Source organism: Bifidobacterium oedipodis, from assembly GCF_012932425.1.
Lineage (GTDB): Bacteria > Actinomycetota > Actinomycetes > Actinomycetales > Bifidobacteriaceae > Bifidobacterium > Bifidobacterium oedipodis.
On the sequence record NZ_JAAIII010000006.1, the window covers coordinates 53,801 to 74,601 of the forward strand.

The 20,801-nt window shown below is 56.8% G+C and carries 20 protein-coding genes; 10 read left to right on the forward strand and 10 right to left on the reverse strand.

Going from position 1 to position 20,801, the window contains the following annotated elements; genetic code table 11:
• Positions 1-50: 50 nt before the first annotated feature.
• The 5 genes from G1C95_RS09670 to G1C95_RS09690 form a co-directional block, all read right to left on the reverse strand.
• Positions 51-290 carry a hypothetical protein gene (locus G1C95_RS09670; protein ID WP_169172746.1) on the reverse strand — a complete coding sequence of 80 codons (240 nt, stop codon included), beginning with the start codon at positions 288-290 and terminating at the stop codon, positions 51-53.
• A complete protein-coding gene (locus G1C95_RS09675; protein WP_169172747.1) occupies positions 265-417 on the reverse strand; it encodes a class IIb bacteriocin, lactobin A/cerein 7B family in 153 nt (50 codons plus the stop codon). Before G1C95_RS09675 ends, G1C95_RS09670 begins: the two co-directional genes overlap by 26 nt.
• A gap of 16 nt (positions 418-433) precedes the next feature.
• The gene (locus G1C95_RS09680; RefSeq protein WP_169172748.1) at positions 434-592 is read right to left on the reverse strand and encodes a Blp family class II bacteriocin; all 159 of its coding nucleotides are present in this window, start codon (positions 590-592) and stop codon (positions 434-436) included.
• A 590-nt stretch (positions 593-1,182) separates the two neighbouring features.
• Positions 1,183-2,358, reverse strand: coding sequence for a sensor histidine kinase (locus G1C95_RS09685; protein WP_169172749.1), 1,176 nt, complete (start codon positions 2,356-2,358; stop codon positions 1,183-1,185).
• Positions 2,349-3,095: a response regulator transcription factor gene (locus G1C95_RS09690; RefSeq protein ID WP_169172750.1), complete on the reverse strand. Its 747-nt coding sequence runs from the start codon at positions 3,093-3,095 to the stop codon at positions 2,349-2,351. Before G1C95_RS09690 ends, G1C95_RS09685 begins: the two co-directional genes overlap by 10 nt.
• A gap of 314 nt (positions 3,096-3,409) precedes the next feature.
• Between G1C95_RS09690 and G1C95_RS09695 the strand changes: the two genes are divergently transcribed.
• Positions 3,410-3,979 carry a hypothetical protein gene (locus G1C95_RS09695; RefSeq protein ID WP_169172751.1) on the forward strand — a complete coding sequence of 190 codons (570 nt, stop codon included), beginning with the start codon at positions 3,410-3,412 and terminating at the stop codon, positions 3,977-3,979.
• Positions 3,980-4,471: 492 nt separating this feature from the next.
• Here the strand turns inward: G1C95_RS09695 and G1C95_RS09700 are convergent, their stop codons facing one another.
• Entirely contained in the window at positions 4,472-5,245 is a 774-nt protein-coding gene (locus G1C95_RS09700; RefSeq protein WP_169172752.1) for a rhomboid family intramembrane serine protease, read from the reverse strand.
• A 140-nt stretch (positions 5,246-5,385) separates the two neighbouring features.
• Between G1C95_RS09700 and G1C95_RS09705 the strand changes: the two genes are divergently transcribed.
• Positions 5,386-5,598 carry a helix-turn-helix domain-containing protein gene (locus G1C95_RS09705; RefSeq protein ID WP_169172753.1) on the forward strand — a complete coding sequence of 71 codons (213 nt, stop codon included), beginning with the start codon at positions 5,386-5,388 and terminating at the stop codon, positions 5,596-5,598.
• A gap of 195 nt (positions 5,599-5,793) precedes the next feature.
• Positions 5,794-6,021 carry a hypothetical protein gene (locus G1C95_RS09710; protein ID WP_169172754.1) on the forward strand — a complete coding sequence of 76 codons (228 nt, stop codon included), beginning with the start codon at positions 5,794-5,796 and terminating at the stop codon, positions 6,019-6,021.
• Positions 6,022-6,367: 346 nt separating this feature from the next.
• Here the strand turns inward: G1C95_RS09710 and G1C95_RS09715 are convergent, their stop codons facing one another.
• Complete coding sequence (locus G1C95_RS09715; protein WP_169172755.1) at positions 6,368-8,812, reverse strand: glycogen/starch/alpha-glucan phosphorylase; 2,445 nt, start codon at positions 8,810-8,812, stop codon at positions 6,368-6,370.
• Positions 8,813-9,156: 344 nt separating this feature from the next.
• Here G1C95_RS09715 and G1C95_RS09720 point away from each other — a divergent pair, with 344 nt between their 5' ends.
• From G1C95_RS09720 to G1C95_RS09735, 4 genes are read left to right on the forward strand one after another with little or no spacing between them, the layout of a single operon-like run.
• Positions 9,157-10,509 carry an MFS transporter gene (locus G1C95_RS09720; protein WP_169172756.1) on the forward strand — a complete coding sequence of 451 codons (1,353 nt, stop codon included), beginning with the start codon at positions 9,157-9,159 and terminating at the stop codon, positions 10,507-10,509.
• Positions 10,510-10,536: 27 nt separating this feature from the next.
• The gene (locus tag G1C95_RS09725; RefSeq protein WP_240947522.1) at positions 10,537-11,184 is read left to right on the forward strand and encodes a response regulator transcription factor; all 648 of its coding nucleotides are present in this window, start codon (positions 10,537-10,539) and stop codon (positions 11,182-11,184) included.
• A gap of 1 nt (position 11,185) precedes the next feature.
• A complete protein-coding gene (locus G1C95_RS09730; protein WP_169172758.1) occupies positions 11,186-12,436 on the forward strand; it encodes a sensor histidine kinase in 1,251 nt (416 codons plus the stop codon).
• A 23-nt stretch (positions 12,437-12,459) separates the two neighbouring features.
• The gene (locus G1C95_RS09735; protein WP_169172759.1) at positions 12,460-12,879 is read left to right on the forward strand and encodes a sterol carrier family protein; all 420 of its coding nucleotides are present in this window, start codon (positions 12,460-12,462) and stop codon (positions 12,877-12,879) included.
• Between the two features lie 76 nt (positions 12,880-12,955).
• On the opposite strand, the gene G1C95_RS09740 is transcribed toward G1C95_RS09735, so the two are convergent.
• Entirely contained in the window at positions 12,956-13,351 is a 396-nt protein-coding gene (locus G1C95_RS09740; protein ID WP_169172760.1) for a DUF3073 domain-containing protein, read from the reverse strand.
• A gap of 133 nt (positions 13,352-13,484) precedes the next feature.
• Here G1C95_RS09740 and trpS point away from each other — a divergent pair, with 133 nt between their 5' ends.
• From trpS to G1C95_RS09755, 3 genes are all read left to right on the forward strand, one after another.
• On the forward strand, positions 13,485-14,576 hold the full coding sequence (gene trpS, locus G1C95_RS09745; RefSeq protein WP_169172761.1) for a tryptophan--tRNA ligase: 1,092 nt from the start codon (positions 13,485-13,487) through the stop codon (positions 14,574-14,576).
• A gap of 143 nt (positions 14,577-14,719) precedes the next feature.
• Positions 14,720-16,318: an amidohydrolase gene (locus G1C95_RS09750; RefSeq protein ID WP_169172868.1), complete on the forward strand. Its 1,599-nt coding sequence runs from the start codon at positions 14,720-14,722 to the stop codon at positions 16,316-16,318.
• 110 nt (positions 16,319-16,428) lie between these two features.
• Positions 16,429-17,535 carry a hypothetical protein gene (locus G1C95_RS09755; protein WP_240947523.1) on the forward strand — a complete coding sequence of 369 codons (1,107 nt, stop codon included), beginning with the start codon at positions 16,429-16,431 and terminating at the stop codon, positions 17,533-17,535.
• A 316-nt stretch (positions 17,536-17,851) separates the two neighbouring features.
• On the opposite strand, the gene G1C95_RS09760 is transcribed toward G1C95_RS09755, so the two are convergent.
• Together G1C95_RS09760 and G1C95_RS09765 are read right to left on the reverse strand one after the other, a co-directional pair.
• Positions 17,852-19,489 (reverse strand): sodium/proline symporter, encoded by a 1,638-nt coding sequence (locus G1C95_RS09760; RefSeq protein WP_169172762.1) that lies wholly within the window; start codon positions 19,487-19,489, stop codon positions 17,852-17,854.
• 291 nt (positions 19,490-19,780) lie between these two features.
• A complete protein-coding gene (locus tag G1C95_RS09765; protein ID WP_169172763.1) occupies positions 19,781-20,800 on the reverse strand; it encodes a LacI family DNA-binding transcriptional regulator in 1,020 nt (339 codons plus the stop codon).
• Between the last annotated feature and the right edge of the window lies 1 nt (position 20,801).

Sequence of the window (20,801 nt, forward strand, 5' to 3'; positions counted from 1 at the left end):
AACGAATGTCCACAATGATTACTCATTGTGGACATTCGTTTACTGCATCGCTATTCTTTGCTTGCCTTATTGATTGTTTTAGACGGATTATGAATCGCCGTCAAATATGTCAAAAAGGTCGCAGGTAATCCTAGCAATAATACTGTTTTACTCGACGGTGGAAATACAAAGCCGCAGCAAGCCAACGCTAACATAACTGCTTGCGCAATCATCGCGCTGATAAGAATCACCTTGGCTACCATACGTCCAGTAATGACCACATGCTTATTTTCCGAAAAAAGCTTGACCAATTGGCACTCCTACAGCAAAGCTAGCGGCAAAAATACCGACACCCAAAGCTACCATGCTACCTGTAATAACAAATCCACCGTCTACAGTCTCGAGCTCGGCAACTGTCAATTCAGTTTGATTTTCCATTTCTATCCTCCATAAATCACAAATGAGCGCCAACAAAAATACCAGCCGCAAGGCCAACAACGGCAATTCCCAAACCGATAGCGGCACAAGTCGTCGCCGTGATGACCACACCGCCTTCGACCTGCATTAACGCATCTTCTTGCAGTGAGTCAAACTGCGCCATCGCATTACTCATATGCAATCCTTTCATTCGTTTTCTTGTTATAGGCCGAATATGACGACCTATGTTCAGTTCAACACATCTTCGATGCCATCATCCATTCCCCGAAAGAAACGATAAACTCTCGTTTACAAAACTCTCTTCCATGCAGCAACCGTCCACAACGCGATAGCCTTAATCAAGGATTAATATAAAACTCTTCGATATATTAATGCGCCATAAGCGAATGTTTCTACATTAACAAAATGGCTACGACAGTTATCGTCGTAGCCATTATCATAAGTTTCATATAATTACGAATTATATTTCGTAAGAGCATCAAATCTTAATATTTCTCACAGTAAAAACTGTCATCTTTTATTAAATATCAGGTTCAAAAGAAAACTGGCAAGATCACCACCGTTGATCTCACCCAGCTCATCAGGTTCGCACGCCTGAAATGACAAAACTTCATCATACTTGTCCATGATAATGCCCTTTCTTTCATCACGGATTACAACTTCAGTTTCATCACACACCTAGAGACATCTGCTGCGTTAGCAAATTATTCAAAATGTCAACATACGTCTACACCACTGTAGTTTTTGTACGCATATGTTCACACGTCAAACAGGAATCCAGCAGTTCAGCATCCATGTTCCATCCTCAAAACCGGTCTGCAAATGGCCTCCCAGAGATTGTGCCGCCTGCTGATACAACGACAAGCCACGCCCTGAGCGAACCCCTTCCATATGACGCGCTCCATTCGCACATGTATTCGTTTGTATAACACGAACACCGTCAACAGACAATTTGACCACTACAGAGTATTCATCTACGCCACCACTGCAATGACGAAGAATATTCGTATATAATTCCTGTAATAAATCCGCTATGAATTCTTCGCGCTCGTCCGAAAGCAACACGTCCCCCATGACAGCTGAAGTTCCTTGTATTCCTTGACGACTCAGATCTTTATCTTTCTGGTCGCATATCTCACGTAGAGATTTCACCCCCTGCATATGATGAACACTCAAGTCCTCTGAATGGCCATTCATATCTAAATTCAACAAATCAATCACTTCATGCACATGATTAAGAGCCTGACGCGCATGCTCATCGATACCAATCCGTACGGATTCCGCAGACGCACTATCCGACAGCTGCCCCGTCAACAGAAGAATGGCGGATAAATCATTGGTCACCGAATCATGGATACGCCTTGCCAACGCATTATTCTGCTCTTGCTGCGCTAACCTCATACGAGCTTTTTCCAACGCAAAACGAGCGCTCATTTCTTCTTTCTCAATCATCCAACGTTGCATTGCACGCCCCATCAACCACGGCAAAAGCGTGATGCCCCCATACAGTATGACCGCCAGCACCTCCCCATTCCTCAGAAATGCCCCCACACATAATGCCACTGCTGACAAAGACACAAATACGATGGAATACCATCTGCTGCGCTCAACATATCCAAATATGAAACTTGCGCATATCGTCATTGCCAATGTCACCAACGGAGAAACCCAGTAGGATGGAGCATTGTCGATAAAAACGCTCAGCCCTATTGCCGCAATCGCACCAATACGACTATACGGAATCATTAACATCAGAACGCACTCAGCACAGATCGTCAGAATAATTCCGGTCCAACCATATGCATACGTTTTATCGACAATCGACAACGTAATGCAGCAAACCATGCCTATAAGCACGATTGGCACCACGCCGCCTCTTTTGACAATCAGAGCCACCCACTTGCTTATTTGCGCTGTCAGTTGTTTCAGTTTCACTGCCATGTACCCGTCACCCAGATGGCTATGGCTTGGCTCAAGGTGTTGGCATTGAGTTTTTTGACTGCACGATGTGACTGTGTGCGAATCGAGGATTCGGTAACGCCAAATTCCTCAGCAATCTGAGCATACTTTCTTCCCTGAGATAGTAGGTCCAGAATTCGAGCTTCCTGCGCGCTAAGCTTGGGCCGCGTGGAGGCAGGTTCGCTGATAATGCGCCTGTGCGCCTCTTCCGTAGTCTCAAACTGCACACCACTTACAGGGCTGAAGGTTCCTCCTCGACGAAGCCGACTAATCGCTAATGACATCATGGAACTATCGGATTTAGTGGCCAGTCCTTGGGCACCGGCAGCGGCAAGTTTTGCCGCGTAATAGGTCAGACTGAATGATGTGATGCCCAACACTGGCACTTTATCCGTATCCGAGCGAATCAGGCGGCAGACATCCAAGCCGCTTTCGCCGTCGTTCAACGACATATCAAGCATCAGAATATCCGGGGCCAGTTCGGGGTTGGTGCATTTGCGTGCCGCATCACCGCCGGATTGCGTGTACCACATCACTTGCACTCCAGGTACCCATCTGGGCACCGCCTGTGCCAACAGCTTCACCGTCAACGGGTCGTTATCCACGATGGCCAAACGCAATGGCTGAAAGCCATCAGCACCATTATCAAGACTATCCATATAGTGCAATCTACCGGCTGGATCATCTGCGTTTGCCCAATCAAGCAAATTTGTGGACATACGTTGTCATTTAGCCATCTCGCCTACATTCCACGCACCGATTCTCATATCCACAAGCAACAATCGTCCACACGCGCCAAATATCAGTGGACACCCGTTAACAAAAGCCGGCATACACGCGATGAAATCGCTTACCACGAGAGAACCTATATAAGCCATGCGAAACACAACCGCGTTTCGCAACAATATGGAATGTTGCTCTGCAATTCCTCACGCCAGAAATATCGCCGGCATATAATCAAGCGCAATGGTGGGGACACGGCATTGTTCTGACATGCCCCGCCATTGCGCTTGCCCACAGAGAAGGAAGATTGATGACATCACGGCTTTTGCGCATACTGCGCTCGATGCTGCTTTGGACAGGCATAGGACTTTTGTGCCTTATCCCCAGCTATTCCAACGTGAACACCAGCGACGTCGCCGCATTGTTGCGCCAACTGTCGCCGCTGTTCAGCTTCGCAGGTGCCTGTTGCGGCATTCAGCTGGCAACCCTCACCTTTCATAATGACGCCGATACCCCCAAAATCCGGGCAATCGTCGCACCGTCGAATATTGCGCGCATAACGGCGTTGGTGTGCTGCGAGGTGGTGCTTATCGCCGCCATCGTCACCATCGTGCTCGCCGCCATCGGGGACTTCCCACGGCAGGGATTCACCGCAGACGCCCTTCCTGTGCTGCTGCTGAATATTCTGAGCAGTTGGCTGTATGCCATCGCCCTGTTTATCGCGGGTGCCTATTGCCCCACTCGCCCATTGATTGTCATCGCCGCTCTGGCATGGCTTGTGGTGCGATACGGAAACCTATGGATCGAGGCAGCCTACCTGCTCCTTCTGATAGCAGCCGTCTTCTATTGCCGATATCAGCGGGCGCACGCTCGGCAGTAACGCCCTCTTCTCCAACCATTTCAAATCCGATAGAGCCGCTTTGAGCTTAATGGCAAGCTCCGAGCGGCTTATTTTATGCACTTACTCGCATATTCCCACCTGTGCACACTACGGTTGCCAAGTTATCTGCATCAGTTACCCACCGTTGTGCACAGGTTATCCACGAGTTATCCACATGGTTTTCCACAGAATGTGGATGAATTACACACTTGTAGTTCTCCACATAATGTGGATAACTCCGTGGATAAGTGGTGGACAACCTTGATTTCAGCGTGTAAAACCGGTGGATAAGTGGTGGATAACCAGTGGATAGTGGAAACGAGAATCCACACCACTACATGTAGTGGTGTGGATAACTTGAGTTATCCACATTCTTTCGTTGTGTACAACTTCAAGTTATCCACATAAGGCGAATGCCTGTGGATTGTTAGCGGGCATGCAGCTGCGAAGCACAGCTGTGAGGTGCAACCACGGAGTGAACTGCGAGGGCGATTACAGCATCGCGCTGTATGGATTGGCAAGATTGCACAATGCGATCAACGCAAGCACCAGCACGGTCATCGTGCCACCATACACGCGCATGCGCCATGCAAGACTTTTGCCATGCCATGCGGGAATCCCGGCCACCAGCAGCCATGTGAGCGCGCCACCCACCACAAAGCCGCCGATATGCGCCTGCCACGCCACGCCACCAACCACGAACGGCAGCAGGAAGTTGATTGCCATCCACACCAGCATTGAACGAATATCCACACCGATGCGGCGATACACCACCAGCAGCGCGGCAAACAGTCCGAACAGCGCACCGGAGGCACCATAGGCGGCTCCCTGCCAGCCCTGACCGTTCGGGGCAACCACCGCCCAAACCATGAGGCCCAGCGAGCCGCCGAAGCCGGAAATCATATACAATCCCAGAAAACGCCAATGGCCCATCATGCGTTCCAGCACCGGACCCACGGAATATAGCGCAATCATATTGAATAGAATGTGCATAATCGAATTCGGCGCATGCAGGAACATCGACGTGACCAGCGTCCACGGCATACGCATTACAGCGGACGGCGCAATCATGCCCATCGAAATGAACCACCCCTGCAATATTGGGGACAGGAAGCCAAGCAGCACCTCGATCAGCCACACGGCTACACAGACGAGGATGATCGCCCACGTGATCACCGGCCCACCATGCTTCCACTCGTAGGCGATCGTCTTCCTGTTCAAACCGCCAAACATCGGGGACTGCGGAAACATGCTGAATCGTGTCATAAATTCCATGGTATCGGTTGTTGTAGGTCAGTCTCAAACTCAACCATTGAAGGCGAAACTGACACGTTCCTACGCCAAGAATGTACACGTTCGTATACAATATAGATTGTACACGAACGTAATCAAACAGACGAGGCAGTATGAAAATTCTCACCATGTACGATATGGGTCTCGCCATTCGCGATGCTCGCGATGAACTGGGATTGACGCAAGAGCAATTGGCATCCAAAGCCCATGTATCGCGCAGCTGGTTAGCGCAAGTGGAAACAGGAAAGGCTGCCTTCGACTTCCGCCGCGTACTCATGGTGATGGCAGCTCTCAACCAACACATCGAGGTACTCCCCAATGAATAATCGCCAACTTGCTTAGACCACAGACGGCTGTTGTAGAACTGTTGTGAGCTTTTGGCATTGGGCGGGGGCGGAATCGACACGTTGGGTGTTCGTCTGGCAAGCTCACTCAATCGTCACAACAACGGGATTATGATGGAAGGCAGGGTCGGCTTGAATGGGCAGACCGGCCAAGAATCCTCAGGGAAAGGAGCCGTCATGGAGAATAAGTCTTCTAACGGTTGGAAGTTTTTCGCTCTGCTGTTCGGCGCGCTGCTCGCCGCAGTGGTAGGCCTGTACATCTATAAGCAGCAGAACCCGGATTACGATCCGTGGGAGGAGCCGTGGGAGAACAGCTCTTCGCCGGTTGACCTGGGCCTGAAGAAGGCTGAGGAAGCCGCCGAACCGGAGGCCGAAGAGGCTGAGGTCGCTCCCGAAGTCGCCTGAACCTTCGCAACCGTTAGCAAAGAACCCCGCAACCATTACAGTTGCGGGGTTCTTTGCTATGTGCCCTGCGCGCCGAACGGCACCAGCCGTAAGGCAGGAGAGCCGTCAGGCGAGCGGAGCGAAAGTGATGATGCGTGCGTCCTCTAGGCGCGGAAGGCGAAGGCGTATTGGAATACGTCGAGCCTTCCGCAACGACGAGGACGCTCCATCATCACTGAAGCGGGCCGGTGTGCCAGAGTGCGGCGCCGTATAGCAAACACCCCAGTGGGGTGTTTGTAGGCGACGCCGAACGACGACAGTCGTGAGGCAGGAACCAGCGCGCATCTGGCGCGCCGGCTCCGAGCCGTCAGGCGAGAGGGCCGGTGTGCCAGATGCGCTCCAAATAATCCTCCATCGAGCGATCCGAGCTGAAGTAGCCGGAGTTGGCGACGTTGAGGATGGCCTTGCGGTTCCACTCGAGCGGATCGCGGTAGAGGGCTTCGATATCGCCCTGGATCTCGGTGTAGGCGTGGAAGTCGGCCAAGGTCATGAACCAGTCCTTGGTCAGCCAGTCGGCAACCAGCGGAGCGTAAGCGTTGCGGTCGCCGTTGGAGAAGGTGCCGTTGGAGACCATGTCGATGGCCTGCTTGAGGCGAGGATCGGCCTCGTAGAACTTGGCCGGATCGTAACCTTCGGCATAGAGGGCGTCCACCTCGTCAACGGTCATGCCGAAGAGGAAGAAGTTCTCGGCACCCACACGCTCGCGGATCTCAACGTTGGCACCGTCGAGGGTACCGACGGTGAGCGCGCCGTTGAGGGCGAACTTCATGTTGCCGGTGCCGGAGGCTTCCTTGCCGGCCTGCGAGATCTGCTCGTCGAGGTCGGTGGCGGGGATCAGGTGCTGAGCCAGGCGCACGTTGTAGTTCCACGGGAAGTACACGTGCAGAGCGCCCTTGACGTCCGGATCGTTGTTGACCACGCGGGCCACGTTGTTGATCAGCTGGATCGTCATCTTGGCCAGGTAGTAGCCGGGGGCGGCCTTGGCACCGAAGACCACAGTGCGCGGCAGCACTTCGTCGGCCTTCATGTTGCCGTTCTTGATGTCCGCGTAACGGGCGATCAGGGCGAGGATCTTCAGGGCCTGGCGCTTGTATTCGTGCAGACGCTTGACCATGGTGTTGATCATGGTGTTCGGGTCGATGTCGAAGCCGTACTCGCGCTTGGCGTAGTTGGAGAAGTCGACCTTGTTGGCCTGCTTGACGGCGGCGAACTTCTTGACGAACTCATCATCGGCAGCCAGCGGTTCGAGGCCCTTGAGCAGCTCGAGGTCGCTCAGCCACTTGTCGGTGCCGAGGCCTTCGGTGATCAGGTCGGACAGGCGCGGGTTGGCGAGCTTGATGAAGCGACGCGGGGTGACGCCGTTGGTCACGTTGGTGAACTTGTCCGGGTAGACGTCGGAGAAGTTCTTCAGCGTGACGTCCTTAAGCAGCTGGGAGTGCAGTTCGGCCACGCCGTTGACGTGGGAGCCGCCGTAGGTGGCGAGGTAAGCCATGCGCACGGAGTCGCCGGTGTAGATCGCCATATCCTTGATGGTGGCGGCGTCCACATTCTTGGTCTTAAGCTCGGCCTCGAACTGCTCGTTAATCTTCTTGATGATTTCAAGATGACGCGGCAGCAGTTCGCCGATCAGGCTGGCCGGCCAGACCTCAAGAGCCTCAGGCAGCAGCGTGTGGCAGGTGTAGTTGAAGGTCTTGGTGGTGATGGACCAGGCGGTGTTCCAGTCGTAGTCGTACTCGTCGATGAGGATGCGCATCAGCTCGGGGATGCCGATCACCGGGTGGGTGTCGTTGAGCTGGAAGACGATCTTGTCGGGGAAGGTGGTCAGGTCGGGCTTGTCCTGGCCGGGGTAGAACACGCGGATGGCGTCGTGCAGGGAGGCGGAGACGAAGAAGTACTGCTGTTCGAGGCGCAGTTCCTTGCCCACCTTGGTGGAATCTTCCGGATACAGAATCTTGGAAATGTTCTCGGCCTTGACCTGCGGCTCAACGGCTTCCATGTATTCGGAACGGTTGAAGGCGAGCAGATCGAACTCGTCGTAGCTCTTGGCACTCCACAGACGCAGCGTGTTCACGCGGCCGGAAGCATAGCCGGGCACCAAGTAATCAACCGGCACGGCGCGCACGGACCACGCCGGCTTCCAGACCTTCTTGCCGCTTTCCTCGACGACTTCGCCGCCGAAGGAGACCTTCTGGGAGCGGTTGTAGTCGATGTGACCCCACGGCTCTTCATTGGCCAGCCAGTAGTCCGGGGTTTCCACCTGCTTGCCGTCCTTATCGAAGGCCTGCTTGAAGATGCCGTACTTGTACTGGATGCCGTAGCCGAAGGCCGGCACGCCGAGGGAGGCGAGAGAATCGATGAAGCAGGCGGCCAGACGACCAAGGCCGCCGTTGCCCAGACCAGGCTCGTATTCGGCGTCGACCACGTCCTGCACCGAGAAGCCCAAGGCTTCCACAGCGGCTTCAAACTGGTCGGTCAGGCCGGCGTTCAGCAGGGCGTTGCGCAGCTGCTTGCCCATGAGGAACTCGGCGGACAGATAGCCAACGGCGCGGGTGTTGCCGTTGACGGTGTCGGCCTGGGTCTTGAACCACGAGTCGGCGAGATGGTTGTGCACGGCCTTGGAGGCGGCAACGTACACGTCGGCAGGGGTGGCCTGCTCAGGGGTGACGTTCTGGGTGTACTTGAGTTGTTCGCGAATCTCCTCGGTGAACTGCTCGGCAGTCACGGGGGACTTCGGTGCGGTGATTTCGGTCATATTCTGCTTTCCTTCCGGGATTATTCCCCAAACAACATTATGCCCGGATATGCTCCGGTTGACGAGAGTGTGTATGAACTCTTGGTTACATAAAGGCCTCACTGTCTTTTGCATACGTTGTCATCGCGCTTCATTATACCGTAGCCCACGCACGGACACCTACTCCAGCGCCGGTTCTTTGCTTATTGTGAGACAACACACCCCGAGCAACTGCGGCACGCCCTGTCCTCACCAATGATGACAACGCCTTACTATCCGTCCGCACCATTGATGACATCGTTTCCGTAGCACTTGTGAACCGCCCTATGTTGGCAGACAAAGCTCACATAGCCAAGGAGTTGATTATGAGTTGCGCCAGCGTACGTCCAACCTATGCAAATCTGTTGCGCACCACCGACTATGGCTGGTGGCTGGGAGCCGACACCTTCGGCGCGCTCAGCGAAAGCATCGCAACCTTCGCGCTGCCGCTTATCGCCCTATCCGCCACCGGCTCTCCGGCCATCGCCGCGTTCGTGCAAGCGGCCGGCGTCGCCGTGCAAACCGTAGTAGGACTTGCCGGCGGACTGCTGCAGGATCGTTGCGATCGCAAGCTGCTCATGGCCCTATGGGGCGGCACCGGTCTGACGCTGTTCGCGCTGGCCGCACTCATGCAACACTTAGGTTGGCTTACGGCACCCACCATCGTCGCACTCGCCCTGCTGATGGGCGTGCGCGGCGGACTGCTGCAGGACGCCTCGAACACCATGCTGCGCGGACTGGTGCCCGACAGCGCGCTACCCAAAGTATTGTCGATGAATGACGCACGCGACAACACCGTATCGCTACTCAGTGGCCCTATTAGTGGCCTTATGATGACGATCAGCAACGCATGCCCGTTGTTGGCCAGTGCGGTTCTGAGTTTGATGGGCATGGTATCCACCGCACCCATCCACCGGTATTGGCAGCGCACGGATACTCATCGCACGGACTCTCAGCGCAAAGCCTCCCATCCCAGCAACGATGACGCAGCGAATCACACATCGACGGACGCCCCCGCAGCAGCGCAGACCTCCGCATGGAAGGATGCGTTCAGCGGACTGACATGGCTGCTCACCAACCGTTTCCAACGCCGTCTGCTGCTGATCAGCGCGGCTCTGGTAGGGGCTTCGAATGCTTTTCTGCTCGTCACCGTCATGCACATATCCGCCAGTGGCACCGCCACGGTGTCAGCCGGATTACTCAACATGGTGTCGGCTGCCAGCATGATCGTCGGCGCGCTCATCGCCCCGACGCTGATCGACCGCGTTCCAGGCGGCATACTTATCGGCGTGATGTTCGTAGCCATGGGCATCGGGTTCACTGGCGCGGCCTTCACCCCCGACGCAAGCGGCAAAGCAGCATTCGTAGCATTGGCTGTCGTTGCGCTTCCCGCCGCCAACGCAGTGCTCGGTGGCTTTACGACCGCTTTGGTCTCCGAAGGCAATCAGGGACGCGTCGGCGCTGGAAGTGGACTTGTGCAATATGGCGCGTATGCCCTGTTCGCCGCCGGATCAGGCTCATGCATGCAGCTGTGGGGTTACGCACCAACATGTGTGGGGCTTGCGGCAACCATCGCCCTCGCAGCTATCGCGGCCATCACCATGCGCAGCCTGATTACTTTGCCCACGCCACAGCATTGGGAGGAGCATATCGAACGATGGCATCTGGAGCGCCACTAGCATGTCTAGCGCACTAGGATGAGCCGCATGGGGAAGCCGACGATATTGCTGATGGATAACGACGCAATGGCTCGCATGGCCCTGACCACGCTGCTCACTAAAGCGCTGCCGGATTGCACTATGTTGCCTGCGGTCAGCCAAGGCGCGGATGCCATCCGCCTGTGCACAGGTACCGCGCATCCACCCACCGTGCTGCTTGCGGACGTGTCGATGAACGATATCAACGGGCCGCTGGTTGTACGCGCCATTCGCAAAACCAATGACACCACCGCCGTCCTCGCGCTGACGGCCTCCGTGCTGGCCAATCATGCGCGCGATATGGCCGACGCCGGCGCGCAAGGCATCGCCAGCAAGAATGACGACATACGGCTTCTGGCCGTAGCCATCCATGCGCTGTTGCAGGGGCATACTTGGGGAGACACCGCCGACGTGCGGTTCGATACGATGCAGGAAGCTCATCGACGTGTCAAAGCCGAAGGTACGCGCGAACTGTCTCCGCGCGAGATCGAGGTGGTGAATATGTGGTCGCACGGCGAATCATTAGCCTCCATCGCCGCCGCGCTGGGCATCAGCGAGCCCACCGTGCGCACGCAACTCAAACGCGCATGCGACAAGCTGGGCGTTGCCGACAATCGCGCGCTGATCGCGGCATGGGTGAAGTTGAGCACACACTGAAATGCATAACGCTTACCTTGTCAACAAAGGACCGTCGGCTCATCGTCGTGAACGGCAGTCCACCGAACCGCCCCGCAATGATTCTTCACTGGACATCGACCTATCCATTCACGTCAGTTCGGTGGTGTTCGTCGCCATGGCTGCCAGCCTGGTTTGGCTGGCACTGGCACCGGGCGCACAGCTGCCGAATAGTCCCTTGGTATGGGCCCTGACCATAGCATGGGCCGCCGCGCTGGTAATGCTGATGCTCGACCCTCGCCGTGCCGGATGGGCGACGATACTGTTCTCCATCGCCCTGACCCTGGTGATGCCTGCCGGAACGTCACGTTTGGTCGGCCTGTGCGTGGCACTGGTGGTGCTGTCGTATTATTCCACGCTGCGTTGGGCTATCATTGCGGCGCTCTGCTGCGCCATCAATGTCGCGGTGATATTGGCCAGTATTCCGCTACCCACCGTTTTGGCGACACCGGCTCAGTGGACGATACGCACCGTGGCCGCGGCGGCTCTGAGCGCAGGCATGGTCATACTTGGTCGGCTGCTCACGCGAGGCCGCTATCTGGCGGCAAACCGCCGACAGCAAGCAGCCGATGAGCACGAAGAGTTGGTGCGGCTCAAGCACAACAATCAGCTGGCCATCGCCATTCATGACACACTATCCAACGAACTCACCTTCGTCTCTTCCATCGCGCGAGACCGGCTGCAATCCGACTCACCGGATGCTCAAGCATGGAGCAGCGTGCTGGAACGCAGTCAAAAAGCATTCGAACAGGTTCACGCCATCATCGCTTATTTGGACGATCCGCAACATTCATCACTGCCGGAACCGCCATTCATGGATGAGGTGCAGCGGCGACTCACCGATGTGCATGACCAACTCGCCGCAATGGGATACGACGGCACTTGCGATTGCGCGGGATTGTTCCTCGGGAAGGCACCCGACGTTCAGCGGGAGGTGTGTTCGCTGCTCACGGAATTGGGCACGAATATCAGTCGTCATGCTCGAAAAGGCAGTGATTCGTATCTTATTTCCGTACTGGTGTCGGAGCAATGCGTAGAAATTCGCGAAACCAATGATATTGCGCCCGACAATCTGACCGAAGCGGAGCGATCGGGGCGAGGACTGGACATGCATCGCACGCGCATCCGCGAACTCGGCGGCGTGCTCCACACCAACGCCGAGGAGGGCGTTTGGATCCTGTATGCGCGCCTGCCATGGGATGCTAGCACCGACGTGGCATCAGTACGCGCGTAACGCCCGGTCGTACAATAAGGCGCATGGCAGTAATACGCGAACAGGATTTGAGCAAGGGCCGCACCGCTTGGGATACATGGTGCGCGGCGGCCGACAAGCTGAACGCCGATTGCGACGGACGCGACTGGCTGCGCCACAGCATCAGCCCTGATCTGCCCAGGCCCACATGGGCCATGGCCGTGCGATACACACTGTTCCTGCTGGAACGTAAGGCTCCCGGCCCCGGCGTTGAAGTACGCGTGGCACCATGGGGTGCGATCAAAATCTTGGACGGACCAGCATCCGACCCCCACAATCTCACCCCGCCCGATGTTATTGAGCTGGAACCGGACGTTTGGCTGCGTCTGGCCGCGGGTATCACCACGTGGGATGAGGAAAAAGAAGCCGGGCACATCACCGCCGTCGGCGAACGCGACGACCTGAGCGAACTACTGCCGCTGTAGTTGGCCGTATTACGTATTTAAGCCTGTGCCGATCTGCGCTAGGCCTACACTGGGCGCTGCTCTAGTGTCCTAGGCGTCAGGCCTTCTTGGGCTTAAGTGCGCTCGGCATGGGCATGGGAATCGGCTTGCGCGGCGCAGCCGGCTTCGGCGCGGAAGCGGCGGAAGTCTTCGGGAACTCACCGCTGGTCGCCTTCGCCGCTGCCTCGGCAGCCCACTTTGCGTACTCATCAAGATCGTCGTCCACAGCGGATTCCTGCTGCTTGCCGGAAACCGACGCAGATTCTTCATCGGAAGCGTCCGCATCGTGAACAGCATACTGATCATCAACGTCTGCGAACGGATCGAACGATCCCTCACCTGGCTCCCGTTCGCTCAGCTCCTTGGCCAGCTCATCGTAGTCGGTGTCGGTGGTCAAGTACTTGAGCTTACGGGCAATTTTCTGTTGCTTTGCTTTCTGACGTCCGCGGCCCATTTGACCCCCTGAGATTTCATACAGTTCGATTCATCAACAAGCAAGAGTACCACCTGTTTGCGGCTTCGGCGTTGTCGGCTCACACTTTTACCATAAAAACGTTGAATTCAGGGCTATTTCAAAGGACTTTTCGATGACCGACGAGCAGCAGTTGACAGCGGCAGGCAACGAGATGAGCGCCAGCTTCCTAGCGGCCAAGAAGCGTTCGGACGCAACGCTTGCCAAGCTGGAGGCCGAGCCGGGCAAGTTCACGATGCTCACCGGCGATCGTCCCACCGGGCGTCTGCATCTTGGACATTATTTCGGTTCGATTCGCGAACGTGTCGCCATGCAGGAGCGTGGCGTGAACACCAACATCATCATCGCCGACTATCAGGTGATCACCGACCGCGACACCACCGAGCACATTGACGACAACGTGCTGAACCTGGTGCTTGACTATATGGCCGCCGGCATCGACCCGAATAAGACTATGATCTTCACCCACTCCGCCGTGCCGGCCGAGAACCAGCTGATGCTGCCGTTCCTCTCCCTGGTCACTGAGGCGGAGCTGCACCGCAACCCCACCGTGAAGTCCGAAATGGAAGCTTCCGGTCATGCCCTGACCGGCCTGCTGCTCACCTACCCGGTGCATCAGGCGTGCGATATCCTCTTCTGCAAGGCGAACGTCGTGCCGATCGGCAAGGACAACCTGCCGCATATCGAAATCACCCGCACCATCGCGCGTCGTTTCAACGAGCGCTACGCCAAGAAGAACCCCGTGTTCCCGGAGCCGGCTGCGATTCTTTCCGAAGCACCGGAAATCCCCGGTCTTGACGGCCGCAAGATGAGCAAGTCCTACGGCAACTCCATCATGCTGGGCGCCACCGCCGAGGAAACCGCCAAGCTCATCAAGAAGAGCCCCACCGATTCCGAGCGCCGCATCACCTTCGATCCGATTGCCCGCCCGCAGGTCTCTGCGCTGCTGACCACCGCAGGTCTGGTGACCGGCCGCGACCCGAAGGAAATCGCCGAGGAGATCGGCGATGCCGGTGCCGGTGCACTCAAGAAGTACGTCATTGACTCGGTGAACGAGTTCCTGGCCCCGCACCGCGAGCGCCGCGCCGAACTGGCCAAGGACATGGACACCGTGCGCGACATTCTGCACGACGGCAACAAGCGCGCCAACGCCATCGCCGAGGAGACCCTTGACGAAGTGCGCTGCGCCATGGGCATGAAGTACTGAGCCGATCGTTCTTTTCTTCACGTAAGTACTCTTACGTAGACGTAGACATAGCTGAGGCCGCTTCGGATTTTCCGGAGCGGCTTTTGCTATGCCCGCCCGTCTCTTGTACGGGTGCGGGCGGGCCGTTATGCGTCACGCCTATGATGACGTGTATGAGTGCGATGATTCTGCGAGAATGCCGGGTGCCAGGCTGCGATGACGTGGTGGATGTGACGATTGAGAATGGCGCAGTCACGGCAATTGTGGCGCATAATGACGCTTCTGCGAGCAGGGCCGCACAGATCACCAATGTTAATCGTGCCGCCCATGCCACCCATGCTGCTGGCGCTGACGACGCTGCTGATGCTGCCGATGTCATCAATGCCGACGGACGTTGGATCATCCCCGGATTGTGGGACTGCCACACACATTTCACGCAGTGGGCGAAAACTCTTGGTCGACTTGATCTGATCACGGCCCGTAGCGCGGCCGAGGCGATGGCATTGCTGCGCGCACATCTGGATGAGCGGCGCAAGGCCGGCACGCTGGATCCGTCACGTTTCGTGGTGGGTATGCGTTTCCGCCATTCACTGTGGGCCGATAGCGAACAGCCGACTTTGGCCGCAATCGATGAGGCTGCCGGCGAACAGCCCGTGGCCCTGTCCAGCGCCGATATGCACTGCGGATGGGTGAATTCGGCTGCAGCGCGATTGCTTGGCGTGCATCCTGATCCGGTCACTGGCCTGGTGGGCGAGCTGGAATGGTTTGACGCCTACTGCAAGTTCGATGCTGCGCCTGGCGCGGCCGAGGAAACCGATCGTCTGCTGCGCGAGGCTCAGGCCGATGCCGCCGGCAAGGGCGTGGTGGGCATCCGTGATTATGAGATGGCGGAGAATATCGACAGCTGGATTGCTCGCTTCGCCGCCGGAATCGACGGTTTGCGTGTGGACGCCGGCGTATACCCGGAACGGCTGCAGGCCGCAATCGACGCAGGTTGGCACACCGGTGACGAACTGCCCGGCAGCCGTGGACTGGGCCATGTGGGCGCGATGAAAATGATTTCCGACGGTTCACTGAACACGCGTTCCGCCTACTGTTCCACGCCATATTCCGGCATCACGCCGCCCACATACGGTGTGCTGAGCTATACGCCGGAGCAGATCGAGGATTACATGCGTTTGGCCACCGAACACGGCTTCGCCATCGCATGCCATGCCATTGGCGACGAAGCGAACACCATCGTGCTTGATGCAGCGGAACGCACGCATGCCCACGGTTCCATCGAACATGCGCAAATGCTCAAACCCACGGATATTCCACGGTTTGCGGCGCTGGGTCTGGCAGCCAGCATCCAGCCGCAGCATGCCATGGACGACCGCGATGTAATCGGCCGGTTCTGGGCGAATCCAGCCGGCATCCCCTATGCGTTCCGCTCGCTGTTTGAAGCCGGTGCCACACTGCGCATGGGCTCTGACGCTCCTGTTGCGCCGCTTGACCCTTGGCTGGCTATCTCCGCCGCCGCGTTCGGTACGGAAAGCTCCGAGCGCGAGCCTTTCCAGCCCGAGCAGTGCTTGGATGTGCGCACGGCATTGGCAGCCAGCACCGCGCTCGGCCGCGACCATCTGCGCCCGGGAGACGCCGCCGATCTGGTGCTGCTGGACTGCGACCCATACGCACTGGAGTCCCCCGAGTCCATGCGCGCCATGCCAGCACACGTCACCGCCACCATGCTCGCCGGCCACTGGACCTATCAAGCCTGTTAATGTTCGATATCTGATGCCACACGCGCCCACGGCCTACTGAGTTATCCACTTATCCACATTTTTCACAAGGTCGCTGGACGCTTGAATCAAACCGCCATAAGGTGAGCCGCATGAGCAAGCAACCTTTGGCACTCACCGGCCTTACAGAACTCAAGTATCAGCGAGTGCAGTCCTGCCTCGAGCTGCAGAAACATGTATCGACCCGATACGTGTATGCGCTCTCCACAGCCTTAGAATTGCTCTCTGTGGAAAAACCCCACATACCGCGTGGCGCTCAGCGCGCCGACACACTCTACGTTGTGATCCGGGCTCATAACGCAAGATTTCGTTCACCCAACCTATCGTTCGTGGCATGGTCGTGGCCCTTGGAAACCGTCACCGTCGAACGGCAACTCGTATGCACATCGCCGGCATGCACATGGGCCATGATGTCATCCATAATCACCTTGGAAGAACTGATCGTTTTGGGTGATGCCATGATGAGACGCGATAAACGTTTGCGGCGCGCAAGCATTTCCGATTTCATCGCCTATCTCGATAGCGTGGACGATTGGCTGAAGCAGCCAGAGAATAAGGGCAAACGTAGCTTCCGGGGCATGCGCAACTGCCGGCGCGCACTTCGTCTCATGCGCGAATGCTCGGACTCCTCACAAGAGACCCGGTCCTGCATTGCACTGATGCGGTACGGCTTCGATCACCCAGAGTTCAACTACCCCATACGTAACCCGAAGAACGGGAAAACCCTATACATCGACATGGCGTATCCGGAATTCCGAGTAGCCATTGAATATGAAGGCTCCCATCATGCCGATCAATGGCTGGCAGATGTCACCAGACAGCAACTCATTGAAGACGAGGGATGGGATTATTCACAAATCACCAAACTCAACCTTGGCAATGACCAGTCCGAGGAAAAACTGGCCCAACGCGTTGCCCAAAGCATAGAACGACAAACAGGAGTCCTCGTTCCCCTAACCGAACGACAATCCATACAGCATCTTTGCGATGGCCGTCGCACGCGCATCCAACCGCTATGGAAAAGATTGGGAATAACCGAAAACTCCTCGCCACGAGGAAAACAGACGATCGTTGAATCAGAACAGGGCATCAAAATCGACGGTTCAGCAGCAGGCTTCACGGATCACAATGGCATCAATCCGGGCAGCGTGTTCGACCGTACTGTCCAATATGGCGATGACCTTGATAACATTGCCTGAATTGTATTCCGTTTAGGCCTATCTGCGTTACTGGTAGTGGATTATTGGGTTTGCGGAGGTCGATCTGCGTTACTGGTAGTGCCCAATTGACTGTATGCCGTGTATGAGGCTTGATATTCCGCCAGTCATAGATGCGATACAGTTCAGATGGCACTACCCGTAACGCAGATCGACCTCCGCAACGTCCCAAATCCACTACCCGTAACGCAGATAGCTACGATAATGACCGAATTAACACGCTGCATGCAACGACCATCCACATGAATTCCGGCAATACACCTTCATCGGCCCAAAACGCAGCTAATAGGCTCCATTCTCAGACGGATGGCGAATGAGCCACCGCATCGCCCATAGTTTCGGAGGAGATTACGCCGCCGGCGACTACTTCGTTGGGCAGACGATCCATGTAGTGGTCGAATTCGTCGAGCACCTCGGCGCTGGGCGCACGCGTGAGCAGTGAAACCACCGCGATCGCCAACAATGACATGAGGAACGCAGGCAGCAGTTCGTAGATCGCGAATACGCCGCCCAGCGGTTTGACCAGCGTATGCCATGCGAACACAGTAGCCGCGCCGACCAGCATGCCGGCGATGGCACCGGCTTTGTTGGCGCGACGCCAATACAGCGAGCACAACATCAGCGGACCGAACGAGGCACCGAGACCAGCCCACGCGTAGGAGACAACCTGGAAAATCGAGGAGTTCTGATCAGAAGCGGCAATGATGCCAAAGATGAGCATGGCGAACAGCGTGCAGCGCGCGACGATCATCACCTGACGGTCGGTGGCCTTCTTATGCAGCACGCCGCGGAAGATGTTCTCTGCGAACGCGGATGCGCCGATGATCATGTATGAGGACGACGAGCTCATCGAGGCGGCGAAAATGCCGGATACCACCACACCGCACATAAAGCTCGGCAACAGGGCCTGCGCGATGACGATGAACACGCTTTCCGCAGCGGCCTGCGTGGCGAATTCGGTCGGCATCATGGCACGGCCGACCAAGCCGATGCAAATGCCGCAGGCCAAGGAAATCACGCACCAGGTGGTGGCGATAACGCGCGACTGTTTGATTTCGTCAGCGCTGCGGATGGAGAGGAACCGCACCAGCACCTGCGGCATGCCGAAGTATCCCAAGCCCCATGCCAGCATGGAGACGATGGTGATGATGCCATAGTCGGAGGGCTCACCGAACAACGCGCGACCGGCTTCGACGAGCTGCTCGCCGGTTGCGGAGTCGAGCTGCGGGGTGGCGAGTTGCGTGCCGGAAAGGAATCCGGGAATGGACTGCAAGAAGGAGATGGTCTCATGCACGCCGCCAGCAGAGACGACGGAGCCGATGAACACGACGGCGAGCGCGAAGAACATCAGCACGCCCTGCACAAAGTCGGTGACGACCACGGATAGGTAACCGCCGATGATGGTGTAGGCGAACACCACTAGCGCACCGGCGATCATCATCAGGCGATAATCGAGGCCGAACAGAGTGGCGAAGAGTTTGCCGACGGTGACGAAGCAGCTGCCCACGTATACGCAGAAGAACACGAGAATGATGAGTGCGGCAATGGTGGAGATGATGTTGCGGCGGTCGTGGAATCGTTTGGAGAAGAAGTCGGGGATGGTGATGGCGTCGCCGGCGACGACCGAGTAGCGGCGCAGGCGTTTGGCCACGATTTTCCAGTTGAGGTAGGTGCCGATGGCAAGTCCGATGGCGGTCCACATCGCGTCGGCCGCTCCGGTGAAATAGGCCACGCCGGGAAGGCCCATGAGCAACCAGCCGGACATGTCGGAGGCTTCGGCGGACAGGGCGGTGAGCCAGGGTCCGACGCCGCGGCCGCCTGCGAAGTATTGTTTGGCGGACGAATTGGAGCGCTTCGAATAGATGAAGCCGATGGACAGCATGGCCGCGAAGTAGATGATCATGGCCAGCGCGACCCAGAAATCGCTCGAAATCATGTGTTCGCCTCTCTGTTCAGCGAATCCCCATGCCGGCTTGGACGCGTTGCGCCGCCGGGCCGATATGGTGTGACGGTGTTGTGCCGCAAGCGAATGCTCGCGCCACAACAATGTACCGAGCGAGAGTTACTGTCCACGCCCACGTCTCAGAACGTGGGAGCACAGCCAAGATCCTTCGACTCCGCTACGCTCTGCTCAGGATGACATAGCAGGGCCAGCCGCGTTCCACTCTTTTCCGCATAGAGTCCGCCTATGAATTCGGCAATGGGAACGTCCACTCGAGCACGGTCATTAAGCCGATTCCCGACGTACCAGACAAACGTCATTTGGCACCGACATCTGGCATTCCGCCGACGCACGACTTGGATCACACGCCTGCAGAATCGCCCGCGCGTACAGAGACGAATCAATCGAAAAATCGACGCTGGACAATGACGGAACTAGATATCGTCCCATCGCCAAATTATCAGCTCCAAGCACCTTCATATCCTTCGGCACATTGACATCGCAACGTCGTGCGGCGCTGAGCAGGGCAGCCGCATAGTCGTCGTTGAAAGCGCAAACAGCGTCCACTGTATGCCCGCGCAGTTCATGCAGCACTTGGTCCATATCAGCTTCATCGTTCAGCCCAACGTTGCGTTGGCAGACCAAACTCAATCCGGCGACGCCCAAGGCTTGTGTGACACCCAGAACACGGTAATCTTGCAGCTCCTTGCCCCGTGGATCCGAAGTGCCAAGGTATGCGACATCGCGCGCCCCCGCCTGTGCGAAATATTGCCCCTGTGCATAGCCAAGACGCTGTTGGAATTGCGCGAACACCGTATCCGCACCCTCTCTGCCCTGCATCATGGGTAGAAAGAGTTCCACAAGCGGAATGTTCATGCGGTCCAACAACACACGATCCTCTTCCGCTAACGAGAAAAAGCTCGCCACAACACTTGGCGTCAGGTCGGCCAACAGTTGGCGCAAAGGACTGATTGTTCCAGCGGAACGCGAGAATACACAAGTGAGGCCCTGATCCTCAAGTCCTTTGCTGATGGAATCCCACATGCGGTCCGCACGCTCAGACGACATCCAGCCCGGTGCCAACACCAACACGACATTGGCTTTGCCGCTGCGTAAAATTCGAGCGGCGGCCGACGGCACGAAACCCAACTGTTCCGCAGCTTTCACCACCTTGATGCGGGTGCGCTCGGGTATGGAAGCCCCGCGACCATTGAGCACCAAGCTCACTGTCGTGCGCGACACACCAGCCAAGTCAGCCACATCTTGGCTTTTCACCTTGGCTTTGCTTGTGCTGGACTCACTCATG

What these genes read in the sequence shown, in the direction of transcription:
- G1C95_RS09725 (WP_240947522.1), top strand. Translation starts at nt 10,537, where the DNA reads ATGGGGAAGCCGACGATATTGCTGATGGATAACGACGCAATGGCTCGC.
- G1C95_RS09760 (WP_169172762.1), bottom strand. Translation starts at nt 19,489, where the DNA reads ATGATTTCGAGCGATTTCTGGGTCGCGCTGGCCATGATCATCTACTTC.
- G1C95_RS09700 (WP_169172752.1), bottom strand. Translation starts at nt 5,245, where the DNA reads ATGACACGATTCAGCATGTTTCCGCAGTCCCCGATGTTTGGCGGTTTG.
- G1C95_RS09740 (WP_169172760.1), bottom strand. Translation starts at nt 13,351, where the DNA reads ATGGGCCGCGGACGTCAGAAAGCAAAGCAACAGAAAATTGCCCGTAAG.
- G1C95_RS09675 (WP_169172747.1), bottom strand. Translation starts at nt 417, where the DNA reads ATGGAAAATCAAACTGAATTGACAGTTGCCGAGCTCGAGACTGTAGAC.
- trpS (WP_169172761.1), top strand. Translation starts at nt 13,485, where the DNA reads ATGACCGACGAGCAGCAGTTGACAGCGGCAGGCAACGAGATGAGCGCC.
- G1C95_RS09755 (WP_240947523.1), top strand. Translation starts at nt 16,429, where the DNA reads ATGAGCAAGCAACCTTTGGCACTCACCGGCCTTACAGAACTCAAGTAT.
- G1C95_RS09680 (WP_169172748.1), bottom strand. Translation starts at nt 592, where the DNA reads ATGAGTAATGCGATGGCGCAGTTTGACTCACTGCAAGAAGATGCGTTA.
- G1C95_RS09685 (WP_169172749.1), bottom strand. Translation starts at nt 2,358, where the DNA reads ATGGCAGTGAAACTGAAACAACTGACAGCGCAAATAAGCAAGTGGGTG.
- G1C95_RS09730 (WP_169172758.1), top strand. Translation starts at nt 11,186, where the DNA reads ATGCATAACGCTTACCTTGTCAACAAAGGACCGTCGGCTCATCGTCGT.
- G1C95_RS09695 (WP_169172751.1), top strand. Translation starts at nt 3,410, where the DNA reads ATGACATCACGGCTTTTGCGCATACTGCGCTCGATGCTGCTTTGGACA.
- G1C95_RS09715 (WP_169172755.1), bottom strand. Translation starts at nt 8,812, where the DNA reads ATGACCGAAATCACCGCACCGAAGTCCCCCGTGACTGCCGAGCAGTTC.
- G1C95_RS09735 (WP_169172759.1), top strand. Translation starts at nt 12,460, where the DNA reads ATGGCAGTAATACGCGAACAGGATTTGAGCAAGGGCCGCACCGCTTGG.
- G1C95_RS09705 (WP_169172753.1), top strand. Translation starts at nt 5,386, where the DNA reads ATGAAAATTCTCACCATGTACGATATGGGTCTCGCCATTCGCGATGCT.
- G1C95_RS09720 (WP_169172756.1), top strand. Translation starts at nt 9,157, where the DNA reads ATGAGTTGCGCCAGCGTACGTCCAACCTATGCAAATCTGTTGCGCACC.
- G1C95_RS09710 (WP_169172754.1), top strand. Translation starts at nt 5,794, where the DNA reads ATGGAGAATAAGTCTTCTAACGGTTGGAAGTTTTTCGCTCTGCTGTTC.
- G1C95_RS09750 (WP_169172868.1), top strand. Translation starts at nt 14,720, where the DNA reads ATGACGTGTATGAGTGCGATGATTCTGCGAGAATGCCGGGTGCCAGGC.
- G1C95_RS09690 (WP_169172750.1), bottom strand. Translation starts at nt 3,095, where the DNA reads ATGTCCACAAATTTGCTTGATTGGGCAAACGCAGATGATCCAGCCGGT.
- G1C95_RS09765 (WP_169172763.1), bottom strand. Translation starts at nt 20,800, where the DNA reads ATGAGTGAGTCCAGCACAAGCAAAGCCAAGGTGAAAAGCCAAGATGTG.